At 64.5% G+C, this 15233-nt stretch carries 18 protein-coding genes; 4 read left to right on the forward strand and 14 right to left on the reverse strand.

All coding sequences use genetic code 11. The features are described 5' to 3' along the window. Positions 1 to 8: 8 nt before the first annotated feature. Positions 9 to 878: a serine/threonine-protein kinase Rio1 gene (rio1, locus tag B1756_RS05420; protein ID WP_086887623.1), complete on the forward strand. Its 870-nt coding sequence runs from the start codon at positions 9 to 11 to the stop codon at positions 876 to 878. Between the two features lie 69 nt (positions 879 to 947). Beyond that, the gene (locus B1756_RS05425) at positions 948 to 1460 is read left to right on the forward strand and encodes a metallophosphoesterase family protein (protein WP_086887624.1); all 513 of its coding nucleotides are present in this window, start codon (positions 948 to 950) and stop codon (positions 1458 to 1460) included. On the opposite strand, the gene B1756_RS05430 is transcribed toward B1756_RS05425, so the two are convergent. Both B1756_RS05430 and B1756_RS05435 read right to left on the reverse strand, forming a co-directional pair. Continuing rightward, positions 1461 to 1847, reverse strand: a complete 387-nt coding sequence (locus B1756_RS05430; protein WP_086887625.1) for a DUF7971 family protein — start codon at positions 1845 to 1847, stop codon at positions 1461 to 1463. 93 nt (positions 1848 to 1940) lie between these two features. Continuing rightward, a complete protein-coding gene (locus tag B1756_RS05435) occupies positions 1941 to 2966 on the reverse strand; it encodes a zinc-binding dehydrogenase (protein WP_086887626.1) in 1026 nt (341 codons plus the stop codon). Positions 2967 to 3105: 139 nt separating this feature from the next. Between B1756_RS05435 and B1756_RS05440 the strand changes: the two genes are divergently transcribed. Then, positions 3106 to 3852, forward strand: coding sequence for a 5-formyltetrahydrofolate cyclo-ligase (locus tag B1756_RS05440; RefSeq protein WP_086887627.1), 747 nt, complete (start codon positions 3106 to 3108; stop codon positions 3850 to 3852). A 676-nt stretch (positions 3853 to 4528) separates the two neighbouring features. Here the strand turns inward: B1756_RS05440 and B1756_RS05445 are convergent. From B1756_RS05445 to B1756_RS05485, 9 genes are all read right to left on the reverse strand, one after another. Beyond that, a complete protein-coding gene (locus tag B1756_RS05445; RefSeq protein WP_086887628.1) occupies positions 4529 to 4849 on the reverse strand; it encodes a DUF7126 family protein in 321 nt (106 codons plus the stop codon). Next, positions 4849 to 5766, reverse strand: a complete 918-nt coding sequence (gene guaA / locus B1756_RS05450; protein WP_086887629.1) for a glutamine-hydrolyzing GMP synthase — start codon at positions 5764 to 5766, stop codon at positions 4849 to 4851. The genes B1756_RS05445 and guaA overlap by 1 nt, the downstream gene beginning before the upstream one ends. Beyond that, positions 5766 to 7451, reverse strand: coding sequence for a glutamine hydrolyzing CTP synthase (pyrG, locus tag B1756_RS05455; protein ID WP_086887630.1), 1686 nt, complete (start codon positions 7449 to 7451; stop codon positions 5766 to 5768). The genes guaA and pyrG overlap by 1 nt, the downstream gene beginning before the upstream one ends. A 146-nt stretch (positions 7452 to 7597) precedes the next feature. Then, positions 7598 to 8173: a hypothetical protein gene (locus B1756_RS05460; protein WP_086887631.1), complete on the reverse strand. Its 576-nt coding sequence runs from the start codon at positions 8171 to 8173 to the stop codon at positions 7598 to 7600. Next, complete coding sequence (locus B1756_RS05465; RefSeq protein ID WP_086887632.1) at positions 8170 to 8532, reverse strand: hypothetical protein; 363 nt, start codon at positions 8530 to 8532, stop codon at positions 8170 to 8172. Before B1756_RS05465 ends, B1756_RS05460 begins: the two co-directional genes overlap by 4 nt. A 78-nt stretch (positions 8533 to 8610) precedes the next feature. After that, positions 8611 to 8853, reverse strand: coding sequence for a hypothetical protein (locus B1756_RS05470; protein WP_086887633.1), 243 nt, complete (start codon positions 8851 to 8853; stop codon positions 8611 to 8613). Between the two features lie 491 nt (positions 8854 to 9344). Then, a complete protein-coding gene (locus B1756_RS05475) occupies positions 9345 to 9593 on the reverse strand; it encodes a hypothetical protein (RefSeq protein ID WP_086887634.1) in 249 nt (82 codons plus the stop codon). Between the two features lie 116 nt (positions 9594 to 9709). Next, on the reverse strand, positions 9710 to 9928 hold the full coding sequence (locus tag B1756_RS05480) for a hypothetical protein (protein ID WP_086887635.1): 219 nt from the start codon (positions 9926 to 9928) through the stop codon (positions 9710 to 9712). A 111-nt stretch (positions 9929 to 10039) separates the two neighbouring features. Beyond that, positions 10040 to 10741, reverse strand: a complete 702-nt coding sequence (locus B1756_RS05485) for a carbonic anhydrase (protein WP_086887636.1) — start codon at positions 10739 to 10741, stop codon at positions 10040 to 10042. Between the two features lie 175 nt (positions 10742 to 10916). Between B1756_RS05485 and B1756_RS05490 the strand changes: the two genes are divergently transcribed. Further along, positions 10917 to 11933 (forward strand): NADP-dependent oxidoreductase, encoded by a 1017-nt coding sequence (locus tag B1756_RS05490; protein WP_086887637.1) that lies wholly within the window; start codon positions 10917 to 10919, stop codon positions 11931 to 11933. Positions 11934 to 11965: 32 nt separating this feature from the next. Here B1756_RS05490 and B1756_RS05495 read toward each other — a convergent pair whose 3' ends face one another. The 3 genes from B1756_RS05495 to B1756_RS05505 form a co-directional block, all read right to left on the reverse strand. Continuing rightward, a complete protein-coding gene (locus tag B1756_RS05495) occupies positions 11966 to 13144 on the reverse strand; it encodes a sensor histidine kinase (protein WP_086890057.1) in 1179 nt (392 codons plus the stop codon). Between the two features lie 165 nt (positions 13145 to 13309). After that, positions 13310 to 14119, reverse strand: a complete 810-nt coding sequence (locus B1756_RS05500) for an ABC transporter permease (protein WP_086887638.1) — start codon at positions 14117 to 14119, stop codon at positions 13310 to 13312. Next, positions 14119 to 15159 (reverse strand): ABC transporter ATP-binding protein, encoded by a 1041-nt coding sequence (locus B1756_RS05505; RefSeq protein WP_086887639.1) that lies wholly within the window; start codon positions 15157 to 15159, stop codon positions 14119 to 14121. Before B1756_RS05505 ends, B1756_RS05500 begins: the two co-directional genes overlap by 1 nt. Positions 15160 to 15233 lie beyond the last annotated feature (74 nt).

The raw sequence follows: 15233 nt of genomic DNA on the forward strand, positions 1-15233 counted from the left end.
GTGTGTAGATGGACGAGGGACCCGAATACGGGCTGGTCGACGACGAGGCCGTCGAAACCCCCGGCGACGAGTGGGAAGAGATCGACGTCTCGGATACCGACGCCGATCGCATCGCGCGCAAACGCGACCGCGAGTTCGAGCAGTTCGAGAAGCGACTCACGGACGCCGATCAGTTCAAGGTCGAACAGTCGGTGTTCGACGACGCCACCTTCGCGGCCCTCTACAAACTCGTCCAGGACGGCCACGTCGAAGCCTTCGGCGGGCCGCTCTCGACCGGCAAGGAGGCCAACGTCTACCACGCACTGGGCGACGACCGCGACGTCGCAGTCAAAATCTACCGGATCAACGCCTCGAACTTCCGACAGATGCGTGACTACCTCGAGGGTGACCCCCGATTCGAGGGCCTCGGTGGGAAGAAAAAAGACGTCGTCCTCGCCTGGACCAAAAAGGAGTTCGCGAACCTGAATCGAGCGAAGAAAGCCGGCGTCCGTGTCCCCGAACCGATCGCATCCGAGCGCAACGTCCTCGTGATGGAGTACATCGGGAACGAAGACGGACGCGCCAAACGGCTGGGCGAGGTCCAGATCGAGAATCCCGAGACCGCCTACGGCGTCCTCAGAGAATACATGCGACGACTCTATTCGGCCGGGCTGATCCACGGCGATCTGAGCGAGTACAACGTCGTCTTCGACGAGGGCCAGCTGGTCGTCATCGACCTCGGACAGGCAGTGACAGTCCACCACCCGAACAGCCGGGACTTCTTAGAGCGCGACTGTGAGAACGTGGCGAGTTTCTTCCGGCGACAGGGCCTCGAGGTCGAGACGGCGGACTTACTCGAGTTCGTCACCGACCCCGAACCAGATCCCTCGCGGGACTGACCCATCTCGGGACGGTCCGCTCTTGGACGGCCCCGAACACATTTGTCGCTCGCAGTCGCGGCATTCGACATGAACATCGGGATCGTCTCGGACACCCACGACAACGTCGAGGCAATCGAGCGCGCGATCGAGATCTTCCGCGAGGAGGGCGTCGAGATCGTGATCCACTGTGGCGACTTCGTCGCACCGCTGATGGTCGATTCCTTCGACGGCTTCGAACTCCACGGTGTCCTCGGGAACAACGACGGCGACGTCGCGAACCTGCAGGCCGCGTTCGACCGGCTGGGCGGCGAAAGCGAACTCCACGGCCGCTTCGCCAGCCTCGAGTTCGACGGCCTCTCCTTCGGGGTCCTCCACGGCGAACACAGAGACGAGGTGGAGGCAATCGCCGCGGGTGAAACCTTCGACGTCGTCTGCTACGGCCACCACCACCACCGCGAACTCCGCGAGGAAGGCCGGACGACGGTGATCAATCCGGGCGCGCACGTGCTGGCGCGCTCGGCGGACGACCGCACCGTCGCCATCTTCGACACGCTCTCGGAATCGGTTCGATTCCGGTCGGTGCTCGAGGACGAAGGGTAATTACAGGTCCTGCAGCCGAATGCCGTCTTCGACCAGCCGGGCGTTTCGCTCCCTGCGGAGGTGCTCGCCGAGATCGTCGTGGTCGTACAGCTGTGCCACCACGTCCGCATAGAGCGTCCGCCAGGTCATCGCGTAGATCGGCGACTGCCCCCACGCGCGAAGTTCGGGGATCAGCTCGTCGTAGGTCTCGTAGCGCTCTTCGAACCGGTCGACCGCCTCGAGCACCTGACTCGCGGCCTCGCGGTCGTCGTCGGCCTCCTCGATCGCCCGGTTGAGTCGCGCCTCCCACCCTGCGACGGCCTGCTGCATGTCCGCCGCAGCCGTCTCGTCGTCGGCTGGCAGTCGCTCGAGGATCGGTTCGGGTACGCCGAGTGAGATCGGGTCCATGGTCTGTGCTCGTTTCGGGCCGGACCCGTAAGAAGGCACCCGCCAACCCGTGCCTCGAGCGACCGCGCACGGAAACCGGAACGACGAGCGCCGCTACAGTTCGCTGTCCGGCCGAACGACGACTTTACCGAAGCCCTCGCGATTCTCGATGATCTCGTGGGCGCGCGGGGTTTCGCTCATCGGCAGTTCCTCACGGATCGCGGGTTCGAACGTGCCGTCCCAGACGAGTTCCATCACGTCGTCGACCTGATCGGGCGTGGCCATCGTCGAGCCGATGATCTCGAGTTGATTCCAGAAGATCCGCGGGATGTCTGTCTCGGGTGCGCCGCCGCCAGTACCGCCACAGGTGACGAGGCGACCGCCCTTGGTGAGGCTCTTGAGCGAGTCGCGCCAGGTCGGTTCGCCGACGTGCTCGACGACGACGTCGACGCCACGGCCGCCGGTCTCCTCGCGAACCCAGTCGGCGAAGTTCTCCTCCTCGTAGTTACAGACGTAGTCTGCGCCGTGCTCTTCGGCGTACTCGAGTTTCTCCTCGCTGCTGCCGGTCGCGTACACCTCCGCGCCCGCGTAGTCGGCGATCTGGAGGGCGGCGTGGCCGACGCCGCCGCTCGCACCCAGCACGAGGACTTTTTCGCCGGCCTCGAGGTCCGCGCGCTCGATCAGCATCCGCCAGGCGGTCTGGAAGACCAGACAGGTCGAACCGGCCACCGACCAGTCGACGTCCTCGGGGACAGGGATCAGGTTGTCCTCCGGGATGGCGGCGTACTCGGCGTGGATGCCGGGAACGTGTTCACCGATGATGTGGAACCGGGGGTCGAGCGTCGGATCGTCCATCCGCAGGTCGCCGACACCAGCCGAGAGTGCGACGTGGTCGCCCTCCTCGAACCGGGTGACGCCCTCGCCGACCGCCGCGACGACCCCCGCACCGTCGCTGCCCGGAATATGGGGCATCTCGAGGTCGAGTCCGGGCATCCCGCGACGGGTCCAGATGTCGAGGTGGTTGAGCGCCGCCGCTTTGACGTCGACCAGGACCTCGTCGCGGCCGACCTCGGGGTCGGGATACTCGTCGTACTCGATGACGTCGATGTCGCCGTGCTCGCTGAACTGAACTGCCTGCATATCCTGATAGACGGAAACCGCAGTCAAAACGGTTGGTGTCCCAGCAGAACGGCAGCCGATCACGTTCTTGCGGCCGGCCCTCGAGCGTCGGCCACCGGGCAGTCACAGCGGCTACGTCGTTCGAGTGCGACGCACGCGTATGGACAAACAGGAGATCCGCGAGCGCGTCTGGGACGACCTCGAGGACAGCGGTGAGGCCCGGTTTCCGTTCCCGCCACACGGCCGAATTCCGAACTTCGCAGGGGCCGACGAGGCCGCAGACCGACTCGCCGACCAGCCGGAGTGGGAGGCAGCGACGACGATCAAGGCCAATCCCGACGCCCCGCAGCTTCCGGTCCGCAGGCGGGCACTGCGCGAGGGAAAGACCGTCTACATGGCCGTTCCCCGGCTGCGCGACAGGAAGTGTTTCCTGAAACTCGACCCCGACGTACTCGAGGACTACGACGCGGCCACCACCGTCTCGGGCTCGTCGAAACACGGCCAGCAGGTCGGCCCCGAAGCGGTCGACGAGATCGACCTGATCGTCTCCGGGAGCGTCGCGGTGAGCGTGGGTCAACCCACGGCCGCGACGGACGGCGGCCGTCGAGAGTCTGCTGGCGGCCGGATCGGAAAAGGCGAAGGGTACAGCGACCTCGAGTACGCCATCCTGCGTGACCTCGCCCTCGTCGACGAGGAGACGCCCGTCGCGACGACCGTCCACGAGCGCCAACTGCTCGAGCAGTCGATCCCGGTCGGCGACCACGACGTTCCGATGGACCTCGTCGTCACTCCCGAACGGACGATCCGGCCGGACGGCGGCGAGAAACCGGACGGCATCGACTGGAACCTGCTCGAGGAAGACCGACTCGAAGAGATTCCGGTGCTCGAACGGCTGCGTGGGCGGTAACCAGCTACTCGAGTCGGCGGCTGATTACCCGGGCCGTGGCTCGGTGCAGTCGTCCACCGTCTGTCCGGACAGTGGTTCCGATTTCCGAACTCGAGACTCGACGACGCAGGTACCAGAGAAATGGTCCGTCCCGGGGGCGCGATATCGCGCCCCCGGGTGCCAGAACCGCTGGGTGTGGCGCGAGCGTGGTGCAGGGCGCCCGCGCCGGAGACGGTGTGGCAATGGTGGGGGAAGGGTGCTGTGGTGGGATTGCTGGAAGTCACGGGAACGCGTTGGATGCCTCGGTGGAGTCTCCCCGGTGACCTCCATCTACACCTCAGGGGAGATGTCCACTTGAACCGCAGTGACGGTATATGACCCTTACGTTGACTTTTGTCGGATTTAACCCGATTTCAATCGGTCCAGATCGGACGGCTGACGGTTCATACACCACGATTCTGAAGTAGGTGGTGCTTTCCACCGCGAGAATGGCCTGCGTTAGCCCATCGTTTTCCGGGCCGGGAAATCACTCGTTACCCGACTCGAACCCGGTCACGGCGTCGGGGTCCGCAGACCACCTCCAGGGGCCAGATCTCGAGGAGAGAATCAGGCCATCCCCACCCTGCGGGAGTCGTCCGGGCGAGAGACGCGAGAAACCGATCGTCGAATCGTGCAGGCGGCGAACCGCGGCCGGACGTCAATCGACCAGTTCGCTCGCGACGACGTCTGCACCGACGAGTTTCGGATCGACCGCCAGATCGAGCTGTCCCTTCACGAAGTCCGGGATGGTCCGTCGGGCGTACACCACCGTGCGAGCCTCGGCGTTCAGGTCGCAGACGATCGGAATCGTCGTCGCCTGGCCCACGTCGGTCAGCACGTAGAGGTCCGTCTCGAGCACGCCGGCGTCCTCGAGTTCCGGGCGGCTGATGACGCCGTCGACGCGGGCGACAGCGATCCCCTCGGCCTCGAGCGCTTCACCGATCCCGTCGTCGTCCGGTCCCGCGACGATTGCCTCCATTATTCGTACTCGATGGTCGCTGGCGGTTTGTGGGTCACGTCGTAGACCACGCGCGCAACGTTTTCGTTCTCGCCGGTAATTCGTGACTGGATGCGCTGGAGGGTCTCCCAGTCGATTTCCTGCGCGCGAGCAGTCATCCCGTCGCGAGAGTCGACCGAGCGCACGGAGACGACCCACCCGTGGACCCGGTTGTCGCCTTTGACGCCCGTGGCCTTGCCGATCACCGCAGCCAGTGCCTGCCACGGCTCGTACTCCTCGAGTTCCTCTTCGACGACGTGGCAGGCCTCGCGAGCGACCTCGAGTTTCTCCTCGGTCACTTCGCCGATGACGCGAACGGCGAGGCCGGGACCGGGGAACGGCATCCGCTCGGCGACGATTTCGTCGAGGCCGAGGTGGCGGGCGACCTCGCGGACCTCGTCCTTGTAGAGGTCGCGGACTGGTTCGACGATCCCCTCGAAGTCGACCACGTCGGGCAGACCGCCGACGTTGTGGTGGGACTTGATCCCGCCTTCGGACTCGATCCGGTCGGGGTAGATCGTCCCCTGAACGAGGAAGTCTGCGTCGGCGTCTCTGGCTTCACGCTCGAACTCCCGGATGAACTGCTCGCCGATCACCTTCCGCTTCTCTTCGGGATCGGTGACGCCGGCGAGGGCCTCGAGGAAGCGGTCTTTCGCGTCGACGACGCGCAGGCTCTCCATGTAGTCGAACGTCTCTTCGATCTGGGCGGTCTCGCCTTTGCGCATCAGGCCGGTGTCGACGTAGACCGGGGTGAGTCGGTCGCCGATGGCCTCGTAGGCCAGTGCGGCGGCGACCGAGGAGTCGACGCCGCCCGAGAGGGCGATGACCGCGTTGGCGTCGCCGATTTCGTCGTCGATCTCTTCGACTGCGTCTGGTACGAACGTCTCTGTGTCTACCATCAGTGGGTTACCTCCGTTTCTGGATCTGCATCAGCTATCGGTCCGTCGCCCGATTCGTCCAGTTCCGATCGCTCGAGGACGGCCTCGACCAGCCCCAGGAACGGCGGGCTGGGCTGGCCCGGTCTCGAGGTGTACTCGGGGTGGAACTGCGTCCCGAGGAAGTAGGGGTGGCCCTCGAGTTCGAGGATTTCCATTCGATTTCCGGCAGTGCCGGAGAACGTCAGCGGCTCGTCTTCGAACTGCTCGAAGTACTCGGGGTTGACCTCGTAGCGGTGGCGGTGGCGCTCCGTACACGAGGTGTTCTCGTAGAGGTCGTACGCGAGCGTCTCCGGTTCGATGACGGTCGTGTGCTCGCCCAGTCGCATCGTCCCGCCCATGTTCTCGACTTCGTACTGCTCGGGCAGGATGTCGATCACCGGGTGGGGGGTCTCCTCGTCCATCTCGGCCGAGTGAGCACCCTCGAGCCCGAGGACGTTTCGGGCGTACTCGACGACGGCCATCTGGAAGCCCAGACAGAGCCCGAGGAAGGGGACGTCGTTCTCGCGAGCGTAGCGGACGGCCTCGATCTTGCCCTCCGTGCCGCGCATGCCGAAGCCGCCGGGGACGATGACGCCGTCGACGCCCTCGAGCTGGCCGTCGTGACCACCTGCGAGGTCGTCGGCGAAGACCCACTCGACGTTGACGTCGACGCCGACCTCGAAGCCGGCGTGCTTGAGCGACTCGTGGATCGACATGTAGGCATCCTCGAGGTCGTACTTCCCGACGAGTGCGACGTCGACGGTGCCCTCTTTCTCGGTGGTGACGATCTCGCGCCACTCGTTGGTCCGTTCTTCGGGGGACAGGGCCTCCTCGGCCAGTCCAAAGTGCTCGAGGACGTACTGGTCGAGTCCCTCCTCTTCGACCATCAGGGGGACGTGGTAGACGTCCGGGACGTCAGGGTTCGAGAAGACCGCCTCGGTCGGAATATCACAGAACAGGGCGATCTTCTCTTTCGTCTCGGGGTCGAGTTTGTCCTCACAGCGACCGACGATGACGTCGGGCTGGAGGCCGATCGATCGAACCTCCTTGACGCTGTGCTGGGTCGGCTTCGTCTTCTGCTCGCCGTTTTTCGAGTACGGAACGAGCGTGACGTGGGTGAACAGGACGTTTTCCTCGGGTTCCTCGTGGGCGAACTGCCGGAGCGCCTCGAGGTAGGGCATCCCCTCGATGTCCCCGACGGTGCCGCCGACTTCGATGATACAGACGTCGGTCCCCTCGGCGGCCTCCCGAATCCGCCGTTTGATGTCGTCCGTAACGTGCGGGATGATCTGGACAGTCTTCCCGAGGTAGTCACCAGCGCGTTCTTTCTCGATGACGTGCTGGTAGGTCTTCCCCGTCGTGATGTTGTGATCGGAGGTCATGTCGATGTCGAGGAACCGTTCGTAGTTCCCCAGGTCGAGGTCGACCTCGCCGCCGTCCTCTAAAACGTAGACCTCCCCGTGCTGGTAGGGATTCATCGTCCCCGCGTCCACGTTGAGATACGGGTCGATCTTCACCGCGGTAACGTCGAACCCGGCATTTTTGAGGAGTCGACCGGTGCTCGCGGCCGTGATCCCCTTCCCGAGTCCCGACATTACGCCGCCGGTGACGAAGATGAACTTGTTCCCCAGATCGGGGTCATAATGGGTGTCCGCTTCCGTCGGCATACCGAGTGTGCGCGCGACCAGTTGAAAACGATTTCGGGAAGCCACCCGCTCCGCGAACGTGTGTCACCCGTGGCTCGGCCAAGTCTGGCTCGAAACTCGAGTCCGTCGTGTCGCTCGAGTATTCGGACCGGCAGGTGCGCCCGCCATTACTCTTCCAACTGGTCCAGCAACTGGGCGACGTACGGACTGTTCTCCCAGCTCCGATGCGGACTAATCACCGCGAGCAATGTTCGCGCCTCCTCATCGGTCAGATAGCCGTTCCGGGCGTACTCACGGAGAAGCCGCGGCGTAGGGACGATTCGCGGTCCGTCCAGGACCGCGTGAACGAGTGGGAAATTCGTCCCCCCGAATTCGTCGGTGAGGAAGCCGTCGACCTCGAGCGCGTTCGCGAGGACGATCCCGTCGGTTTCGCCGTCGTCGAGTCCGAACGTCGGTCGAGACTCGGGTGTCGCTGGTCGGTCGTACGGCTCCTCGACCACGTAGTGAGACCGAGCCGCGAGGACGTTAGTCGCGGCCGCACTGTGAATATCGTCGTACTGTGAGATGTCACGGAGTTCCGTGAGGACTTCCGGCGGGACGGCAACCTCGCAGGACGTGAGGAGATACTGGAGCGGGTCTGGATTCGTCTCGGTGTCGTACCCCTGATCGGCCCGCGGGACGGCGAGGCTCACGAGCGCGCTCGTATCGGCGACGACGGTACGCAGTCGCTGCCTGCCACTCATTTCTCGGCGGCAGGGTCGATGGATACCGCGTCCCCGTCGTAAACGTCCACGTCGTCAGGAGCCGCCAGATCGAGCGGCTCGTCCTCGAGATCGGCCTTGAGCAGTCGAAGCCGCTGGGCAGTCTCGGCACCGACGAGCTGTTTGACCGTCTCGAACTCGAGCTGGTCGTCGTAGTACTTCGTCGCCACCAGCTTCTGGAACGTCTCGCTGTCGGCGGTCTCATCGATGTACTCACGGATCGCTTCGACGAGCAGGTCCGTCCGGTCCGTATCGTAGAGGTCGGCTATCGCATCGAGTCGGTCGACGAGGTACTCCGGTGACTGGAAGTGAACCCGCCGGGGGTCGTCACTCGCGCTCATTCTATGTGCACGTTCTGTGCAAAGGCACAAAACGGTTTCGTCGAATGTGCAGTGTTTGCACACAGATCGGGGTCGGCGTCAGTCGTCAGGGCTGGCCTCGAACCCGTCCGAAGCGAACGTCGACGCCTGCTCGAGGACCCCACCCGGAACGGGACAGCCACAGGGGATAGCCACGTGCTCGAGTGCGTCGGTGGTCGCCACCTCAGAGATGGGCGTGCCACAGTTCGGACACGGCGTGACGTCCGGCCCGTACTCGGGTAGCTCGAACGGGTCGTCGGCCCAGAAGCAACCGCTTCTGGTCGCGGGCGGGTCGTCGGTCATCGCCCGGCCCTCCGACCGGCGTTGCGGGTGTGACGCGCTCGAGGCGCTGTCTGCGTGGTTCGTGGACGATACGCTGATCGTGCGAGACGTTTATATCTCGCGAGGAGGAACTGGAACATGGCTTGCATGCGTGCCGCGTGGAAGCCATGCCTCGGGTGTCCTAGCACCCGGGGCGTTTCAATATACGCCCCTCGCATCCTCGTGGCGGATGGCTTCCATTCTGGCATTGGGCCACTGCAGAGTTAAATCTATTGAACATTTGCTGATGTAAATTGCCGGCTGACCATCGCCAACGCCAGTTCCGGAGTCGGGATCGAGAGCGTCGGAGATGCGCAGCCTGCTCGAGGGGAGACGACGGACGTCCGGTACAGTTTCGAGCGGGGAACCGCCAGCGTTCGGCCACGGGTTGCTATAGTAACAACTGCAACGATTTACACACTGATCGCCGATCCGTCTGGCGATCAGGTGTGCACTGACGTGCAGTGGCTACTCTATCCGACTGCAGCCGGAACGATGACGTTGAAGAATCCGAGGATCAGCCCCAGTAGTCCCAGGAGAGCGATCGCGACACCGGTCGGTTCTGCGTCGTCGCGGTACAGTCGGCCGCCGAAGTACATCGCCACGGGTCCGAACACGATGGGGAGATAGTAGACGGCACACACCGCACAGACCGCTCCACAGACGATGTAGGTCCGCTCTCTGCTCGAGGCCGCACCGCGGTGAGTCGCTGACGAAGCCACGAGTTAGTATACGTTTACGTCACAGTTGAATGTTTCACACCCGCTCGAGACTTACCAGACGGTCTGGCACCACCACGGGCCGCAAGCGGTGTACCGGGACACGGACAGTCTTCACCTCAGACGTCCTCGAGTTCCTCGAGCCGTTTGGCGGCGATAGAGACGAGGTAGACGCCGACGAACAGCAGGAACCCGACGACGAGCCCGCCCAGTTCGCGGGTGCCGATTCCGCCCGGAGTGACGACCGCGAGGGCGACCAGCGAGAGGACGAACACCGCGACCGTGAACGCACCGACGGCGTAGTAGAAGCCGACGTCTGACTCGAGGAGCGTCCGCATAGCCCGTCGTTGGACTGGAACCCGCAAAACAGTACCGACAGCGCCGTGGTGGGAAGTGGCGTCTCGAGTGTCGATGGTGAGGCCTCGAGCCGTCGATCGGGTCGGCGCGACTCAGTACAGCAGGCTGTCGGTCGTCGTCTCGTACTCGTCGGGGAGCAGGTCGGCGATTTCGTCCGGCCGGGTCTCGCCGTCGACGTTCACGAGGTACGTTCGGCCGTGTTCGTTGCCGTAGACGCCCTGGAAGTCGTAGACGAAGCCGTAGACGGCGACGTCCTCGGGCACGTCGTCGGACTCACGCAGGAATCGTGCCTGCGCATCGACGTTGTACTCGACGAGCTGGTTGATCACCGTCTCGTCGTCGGCGTCGGCGTCGATCAGGTCGCTCTCGAGGGCCTCCTCGACGACGGGGACGAGCAGTTCGACCCACTTGTCGACCCCGCGCGGGCCGGGCTGGTCGCCGCCGGTCGCGAGCTGGTAGGCCGCGGTGACAGCGCCACAGCCGGTGTGGCCGACGACGGCGACGGCCTCGGTGTCTGCGTGGTGGATCGGGTAGAGCACGCCCCCGTCGACGATCCGGTCACCTTCGTCGTCGTCCCAGACCTGGTTGCCGATGTTACTCGGCGTGAAGACCGTCCCCGGGGCGTCGACGCCCCACATCCGTTCCTGTGGAACTCGCGAGTCCGAACAGCAAATCGCGACGACGTCGGGGTGCTGGCCATCCTGAACGTCCGCGAAGTAGTCCTCCGGAAGCGATTCGACGTGGCGCTCGTTACCCGCGAGCAGATTCTCGAGCGTATCGTGATCGGCGCACATACGCGTGCGTTCTCGGATCGAGGGCAAAAGCGGTTCCCTTCGACCAGTATTCGCGTTTCGTGATACGGAGCACCACGACCCGACGCCCGCCTCGAGAACCGCCGCAAACGGAACTCGAGTTGGAGCCCCCTTCCGCGAGCCCAATATTGACAACCTGTCACGCAGACGTGGGCGTATGGCAGCTACACGACAGTGGCAACTCGCGAGCCGTCCAGTTGGCGAACCCACCCACGACAACTTCGAACTGGTGACCGTCGACCGTCCCGAGCCCGGACCCGGTGAGGTGCTGGTGAAGACGCTCTACCAGTCGGTCGATCCCTACATGCGCGGTCGAATGCGCGACGCAGAGTCCTACGCCGAGCCGTGGGACGTCGGCGACCCGATGAAGGCCTCGGTCGTCGGCGAGGTCCTCGAGTCAGAAGCCGAGACGTTCGAACCGGGCGACATCGTCACCGGCGACCTCCTCTGGGCCGAGCACGCGGTCGCCGACGCCGACGAACTCCAGCGGGTCGATCCGGATCTCGGCCCCATCTCGACCGCCGTCGGCGTGCTCGGAATGCCCGGTGTGACCGCTTACTGGGGACTGCGAGACATCTGTGACCCCGCCCCGGGCGACACCGTCTTCGTCTCCGCCGCGGCGGGCGCAGTCGGCTCGGTCGTTGGCCAGCTCGCCCAGCTCTCGGGTGCCCGCGTGGTCGGCACCGCCGGCAGCGACGCGAAAGTCGAGTGGCTCACCGAGGACCTCGGGTTCGACGCCGCGATCAACTACAAGACCGAAGACGACCTCTACGGCGCGGTCGCCGAGGCCTGTCCGAACGGCATCGATGCCTACTTCGACAACGTCGGCGGCGAGATCACCGACGCCGTCTGGATGCAACTCAACGAGTTCTCCCGCGTCGCCGTCTGCGGCCAGATCGCCCTCTACAACGAGACGGAGGTGCCGATGGGGCCACGAAAACTCACGACGCTCATCGAGACCCGGGCGACCGTCGAGGGCTTCCTCGTCAGCGACTACCAGAACCGCTGGGGCGACGCACTCCGGCGTCTTTCACAGTTCATCCAGCAGGGCGACCTCGAGTACCGCGAGAACGTCGTCGAGGGCTTCGAGAACGCACCGGACGCGTTCCTCGGGCTGTTCGAGGGTGAGAACATCGGCAAGCAACTCGTCAAGGTCGGCGAGCGCGAGCACTGACGCCGGGAAACGGTTTCGTTCGTGACAGGCGATCACTCGTCGCCAGTCCATCGGCGTAATCGAAGTTGTACCCGAGAGCCCCCCGCTTCACTGCGGTCGAACGTAATCTCACCCCCGAAGGTCTCGACCGTCCACTTCACGAGCCACAGGCCGAGACCGCTGCCGTGGTGCAAGTCGGTGATCTCGCTCTCACCGGTGACCACCTCCCGTTCGACCGGCGGGATGCCAGGTCCGTCGTCGGCGACTGCGATCGTACACCACTCCGCCGATTCGCGCTCCACCTCGAGCCAGACGCGTGGCTCGTCGCAGGGATTGTGGACGATCGCGTTCTCGACGAGGCTCTCGACGGCGATCTCGAGGCGGTCGGTCGCCGCTACCCAGAGTCGGCCGGGGACGTCGAGGTCGATGCTGACGTCGGGATACTCCAGCCCGTATCGTCCGGCGACGGTGCGCGCAAGCGGGACGCTGTCGACCCGGGGGTCCTCGGGAATCGAAGCGTTGGCGATCCGGTAGAGGTCACTCGCCTCGCGAGTCAGCGTTCGGAGTTCGTCGACGCCGGCATCGACGTTGTCGGCGAGCATTCGCGCAGTCGGATCGAGGGCGTCGTCGTCGAGTTCCTCGAGCAGGCTCTCGACGCTGCCGGCGACCAGCGTGACCTTGTTCCGGAGGTTGTGTCTGAGCACGCGGTTGAGGACGTGGACCCGGCTTCGATTGCGCCGGTCTTCGGTAAGATCGGTGTAGACGGCGAAGCCGCGACGGCCGTCGCTGGAGAGAGCCCCGGCGGCGGCGTTGCTGCCGTTCGGTTCCCCACTGTCTGCGTCGATGGCGTCAGCCACCCTTTCACCCGAAGCGATCCGATACGGAATCCCGCGATAGAGAAACTCCCTGACGCCGTCTGCAGTCTCCCGACGAACGCGACGATAGTTGACCTTCCCCGCGGTCGTCCGATCGTCGAGCGTCGTCGCCTCGGTCTCGAGCCAGGGTGGTACGATACACTCGTTGAGCGACTGCTCCAGCACCTCGTCGGGACCGTATCCGAAGACCTCGATGAACGCGGGGTTGATCCCCCGGACGATCGGTTCATCGTCGACGAACTCGAACTCGACGACCGCGTCCTGAATGTGTTCGATCAGGTGTCGGAACCGGTCAGAATCGTACGTCGCTGGAAAACCACCCTCGAGCGCATCACTCGAGCGACCGTCATCGTTCACGGGGATCACCGGCACCTCGACTCATTGTAACCGAATCAGACCACTACGCGAAAATCAATCTTCGTTATCGGGCAGAATTCGTCCGAGGAAGCAGGGGGAGACGAACTATTCTGGACGTTCGATCACTTATCCGGTCTTACGCTCGAGACGAGGGATGGGGTCGACTCAGTCGGTCAACCCGTAGCCGACCTTGAACATGTAGACGTCGATGGCGATCACGATCGCTGTGAGCGCGGTCAGCACCCCCAGCGAGGCGTAGGGTGCCAGTTCGGCGTACGCCGGCGGGGCAATCTGGAGGAAGTCAGAGTAGCCGAGCAGGCCGTACCGGACGCTGTCGACCATGTAGACCATCGGATTCAGCAGGGAGACGGTCTGCCAGACCGGCTCGAGCATCGTCAACGAGTAAAAGACCGCCCCGAAGAAGACCAGCGGCCGGAGGATGAACTGGTTCATCACAGTGAGGTCGTCGAAGTCTCGCGCGAGGAGACCGCCGATGATCCCGAGTCCGGCGAACAGCGAGGAGATGACGACCATCGTCGCGACGAGGAAAAGTCCGTTTTCGACGCTGAGTGGGACGAACAGTGCGCCGATGACGGCGACGATAGCGCCGACGATCAGTCCCCGAACCGCACTGGCAGCCACGTAGGCGACGACCATCTCGACGTACGACAGCGGCGAGGTGAGCGTCTCGTGGATGTACTCGTTCCACCGCCCGTGGAAGATCGAGAACGAGGCGTTCTCGAAGGCGTTCGAGATCGTCCCCAGCACGACGAGTCCCGGGATCAGAAAGAGGATGTAGCCGATCTCCACACCGGGAGCGTCGACTGGACTGTCGATCCGCCCGCCAAGAATCACACCGAAGACCGCGAAGTAGAGCACGTTCGTGATCGCCGGCGGCATGAACGTGTTCTTCGGCCGGCGAACGAAGCGCAGCAGTTCGCGCCGGAAGAGCGCCCGGAAGCCCACCGAGACCATCAGGCGATCCCCTCCTGTTCGCGCTCGGGATCGGCCTCTGACCCGGAGTCGCCGGCCGGCGACGTCTCGGCCGCCGACGAAGCCGCCGAGGACCGCGTCACCGTCCGATCCTCGCTTCTGGTCATATCGACGAAAATCTCCTCGAGGGAGGTCCGGGAAATCTCGAGATCCGCGATCTCGTACCCGCGTGCCTCGAGATCGTTGAGCACCCGTGGCGCGGTCGACCCGCCGTCGTCGACGCGAACCTCGAGTCGGTCGCCAGTCGTCGAAACGCCGTGGACGTACGCACCGAGGTCAGCCTCGAGGGAGGCCGTCCCAACGGCGTCGACGGGCGACTCGAGGCCGACGGAGATCGTATCGGTCCCGCGGGTCTTCAGTTCGTCCGGCGTCGCAACGGTGAGTTTGCGGCCCTCGTTCATGATGGCGACCCGGTCACAGAGCCGTTCGGCCTCCTCGATGTAGTGGGTCGTCAGCAGGACGGTCGTCCCCTCCTCGTTGAGTTCGGTGACGAGGTCCCAGAGGTCGTGGCGCAGTTGCACGTCGACGCCGGCGGTGGGCTCGTCGAGAATCAGGAGGTCCGGATCGGTGACGAGTGCCCGGGCGAGCAGGAGGCGACGTTTCATCCCGCCGGAGAGCCAGTCGAAGCGTTCGTCGCGCTTGTCGTAGATCCCGACGCGCTTGAGCACCTCGTCGGCGCGCTCGGCGGCCTCGTCGTTCGGGATTCCGTGGTAGCCGGCCTTGTGCATCAGCACTTCCTTGATCGGGAAGAAGCGGTCGACGTTGAACTCCTGTGGGGCCAGTCCGATCGCGTTCCTGGCTTGCTGGTAGTCGGCTTCGACGTCGTGGCCGAAGACGCGTGCCTCGCCGCCAGTCTTGCGAACGAGGCCGACGAGCGTGTTGATGAACGTCGTCTTGCCAGCCCCGTTCGGTCCGAGCAGGCCGAAGAACTCGCCCTCCTCGACGGTGAGCGACAGTCCCTGCAACGCACGGAGTTCCCCGTACTCCTTGACGAGATCGACCGTCTCGATAGCCGGTGGCATCGACGGATGGTCAGCCCGGGACGCGGTTAAGGGTGCTGAATCCGGTTGCCGATGCCACGAGCACACCGGGTGGT

It is taken from the genome of Natrarchaeobaculum aegyptiacum (assembly GCF_002156705.1).
GTDB classification, from domain to species: Archaea; Halobacteriota; Halobacteria; order Halobacteriales; family Natrialbaceae; genus Natrarchaeobaculum; species Natrarchaeobaculum aegyptiacum.

Excerpts from the sequence above, each read along its gene's own strand:
- rio1 (WP_086887623.1), top strand. The coding sequence starts at position 9 with ATGGACGAGGGACCCGAATACGGGCTGGTCGACGACGAGGCCGTCGAA.
- B1756_RS05425 (WP_086887624.1), top strand. The coding sequence starts at position 948 with ATGAACATCGGGATCGTCTCGGACACCCACGACAACGTCGAGGCAATC.
- B1756_RS05430 (WP_086887625.1), bottom strand. The coding sequence starts at position 1,847 with ATGGACCCGATCTCACTCGGCGTACCCGAACCGATCCTCGAGCGACTG.
- B1756_RS05435 (WP_086887626.1), bottom strand. The coding sequence starts at position 2,966 with ATGCAGGCAGTTCAGTTCAGCGAGCACGGCGACATCGACGTCATCGAG.
- B1756_RS05440 (WP_086887627.1), top strand. The coding sequence starts at position 3,106 with ATGGACAAACAGGAGATCCGCGAGCGCGTCTGGGACGACCTCGAGGAC.
- B1756_RS05445 (WP_086887628.1), bottom strand. The coding sequence starts at position 4,849 with ATGGAGGCAATCGTCGCGGGACCGGACGACGACGGGATCGGTGAAGCG.
- guaA (WP_086887629.1), bottom strand. The coding sequence starts at position 5,766 with ATGGTAGACACAGAGACGTTCGTACCAGACGCAGTCGAAGAGATCGAC.
- pyrG (WP_086887630.1), bottom strand. The coding sequence starts at position 7,451 with ATGCCGACGGAAGCGGACACCCATTATGACCCCGATCTGGGGAACAAG.
- B1756_RS05460 (WP_086887631.1), bottom strand. The coding sequence starts at position 8,173 with ATGAGTGGCAGGCAGCGACTGCGTACCGTCGTCGCCGATACGAGCGCG.
- B1756_RS05465 (WP_086887632.1), bottom strand. The coding sequence starts at position 8,532 with ATGAGCGCGAGTGACGACCCCCGGCGGGTTCACTTCCAGTCACCGGAG.
- B1756_RS05470 (WP_086887633.1), bottom strand. The coding sequence starts at position 8,853 with ATGACCGACGACCCGCCCGCGACCAGAAGCGGTTGCTTCTGGGCCGAC.
- B1756_RS05480 (WP_086887635.1), bottom strand. The coding sequence starts at position 9,928 with ATGCGGACGCTCCTCGAGTCAGACGTCGGCTTCTACTACGCCGTCGGT.
- B1756_RS05485 (WP_086887636.1), bottom strand. The coding sequence starts at position 10,741 with ATGTGCGCCGATCACGATACGCTCGAGAATCTGCTCGCGGGTAACGAG.
- B1756_RS05490 (WP_086887637.1), top strand. The coding sequence starts at position 10,917 with ATGGCAGCTACACGACAGTGGCAACTCGCGAGCCGTCCAGTTGGCGAA.
- B1756_RS05500 (WP_086887638.1), bottom strand. The coding sequence starts at position 14,119 with ATGGTCTCGGTGGGCTTCCGGGCGCTCTTCCGGCGCGAACTGCTGCGC.
- B1756_RS05505 (WP_086887639.1), bottom strand. The coding sequence starts at position 15,159 with ATGCCACCGGCTATCGAGACGGTCGATCTCGTCAAGGAGTACGGGGAA.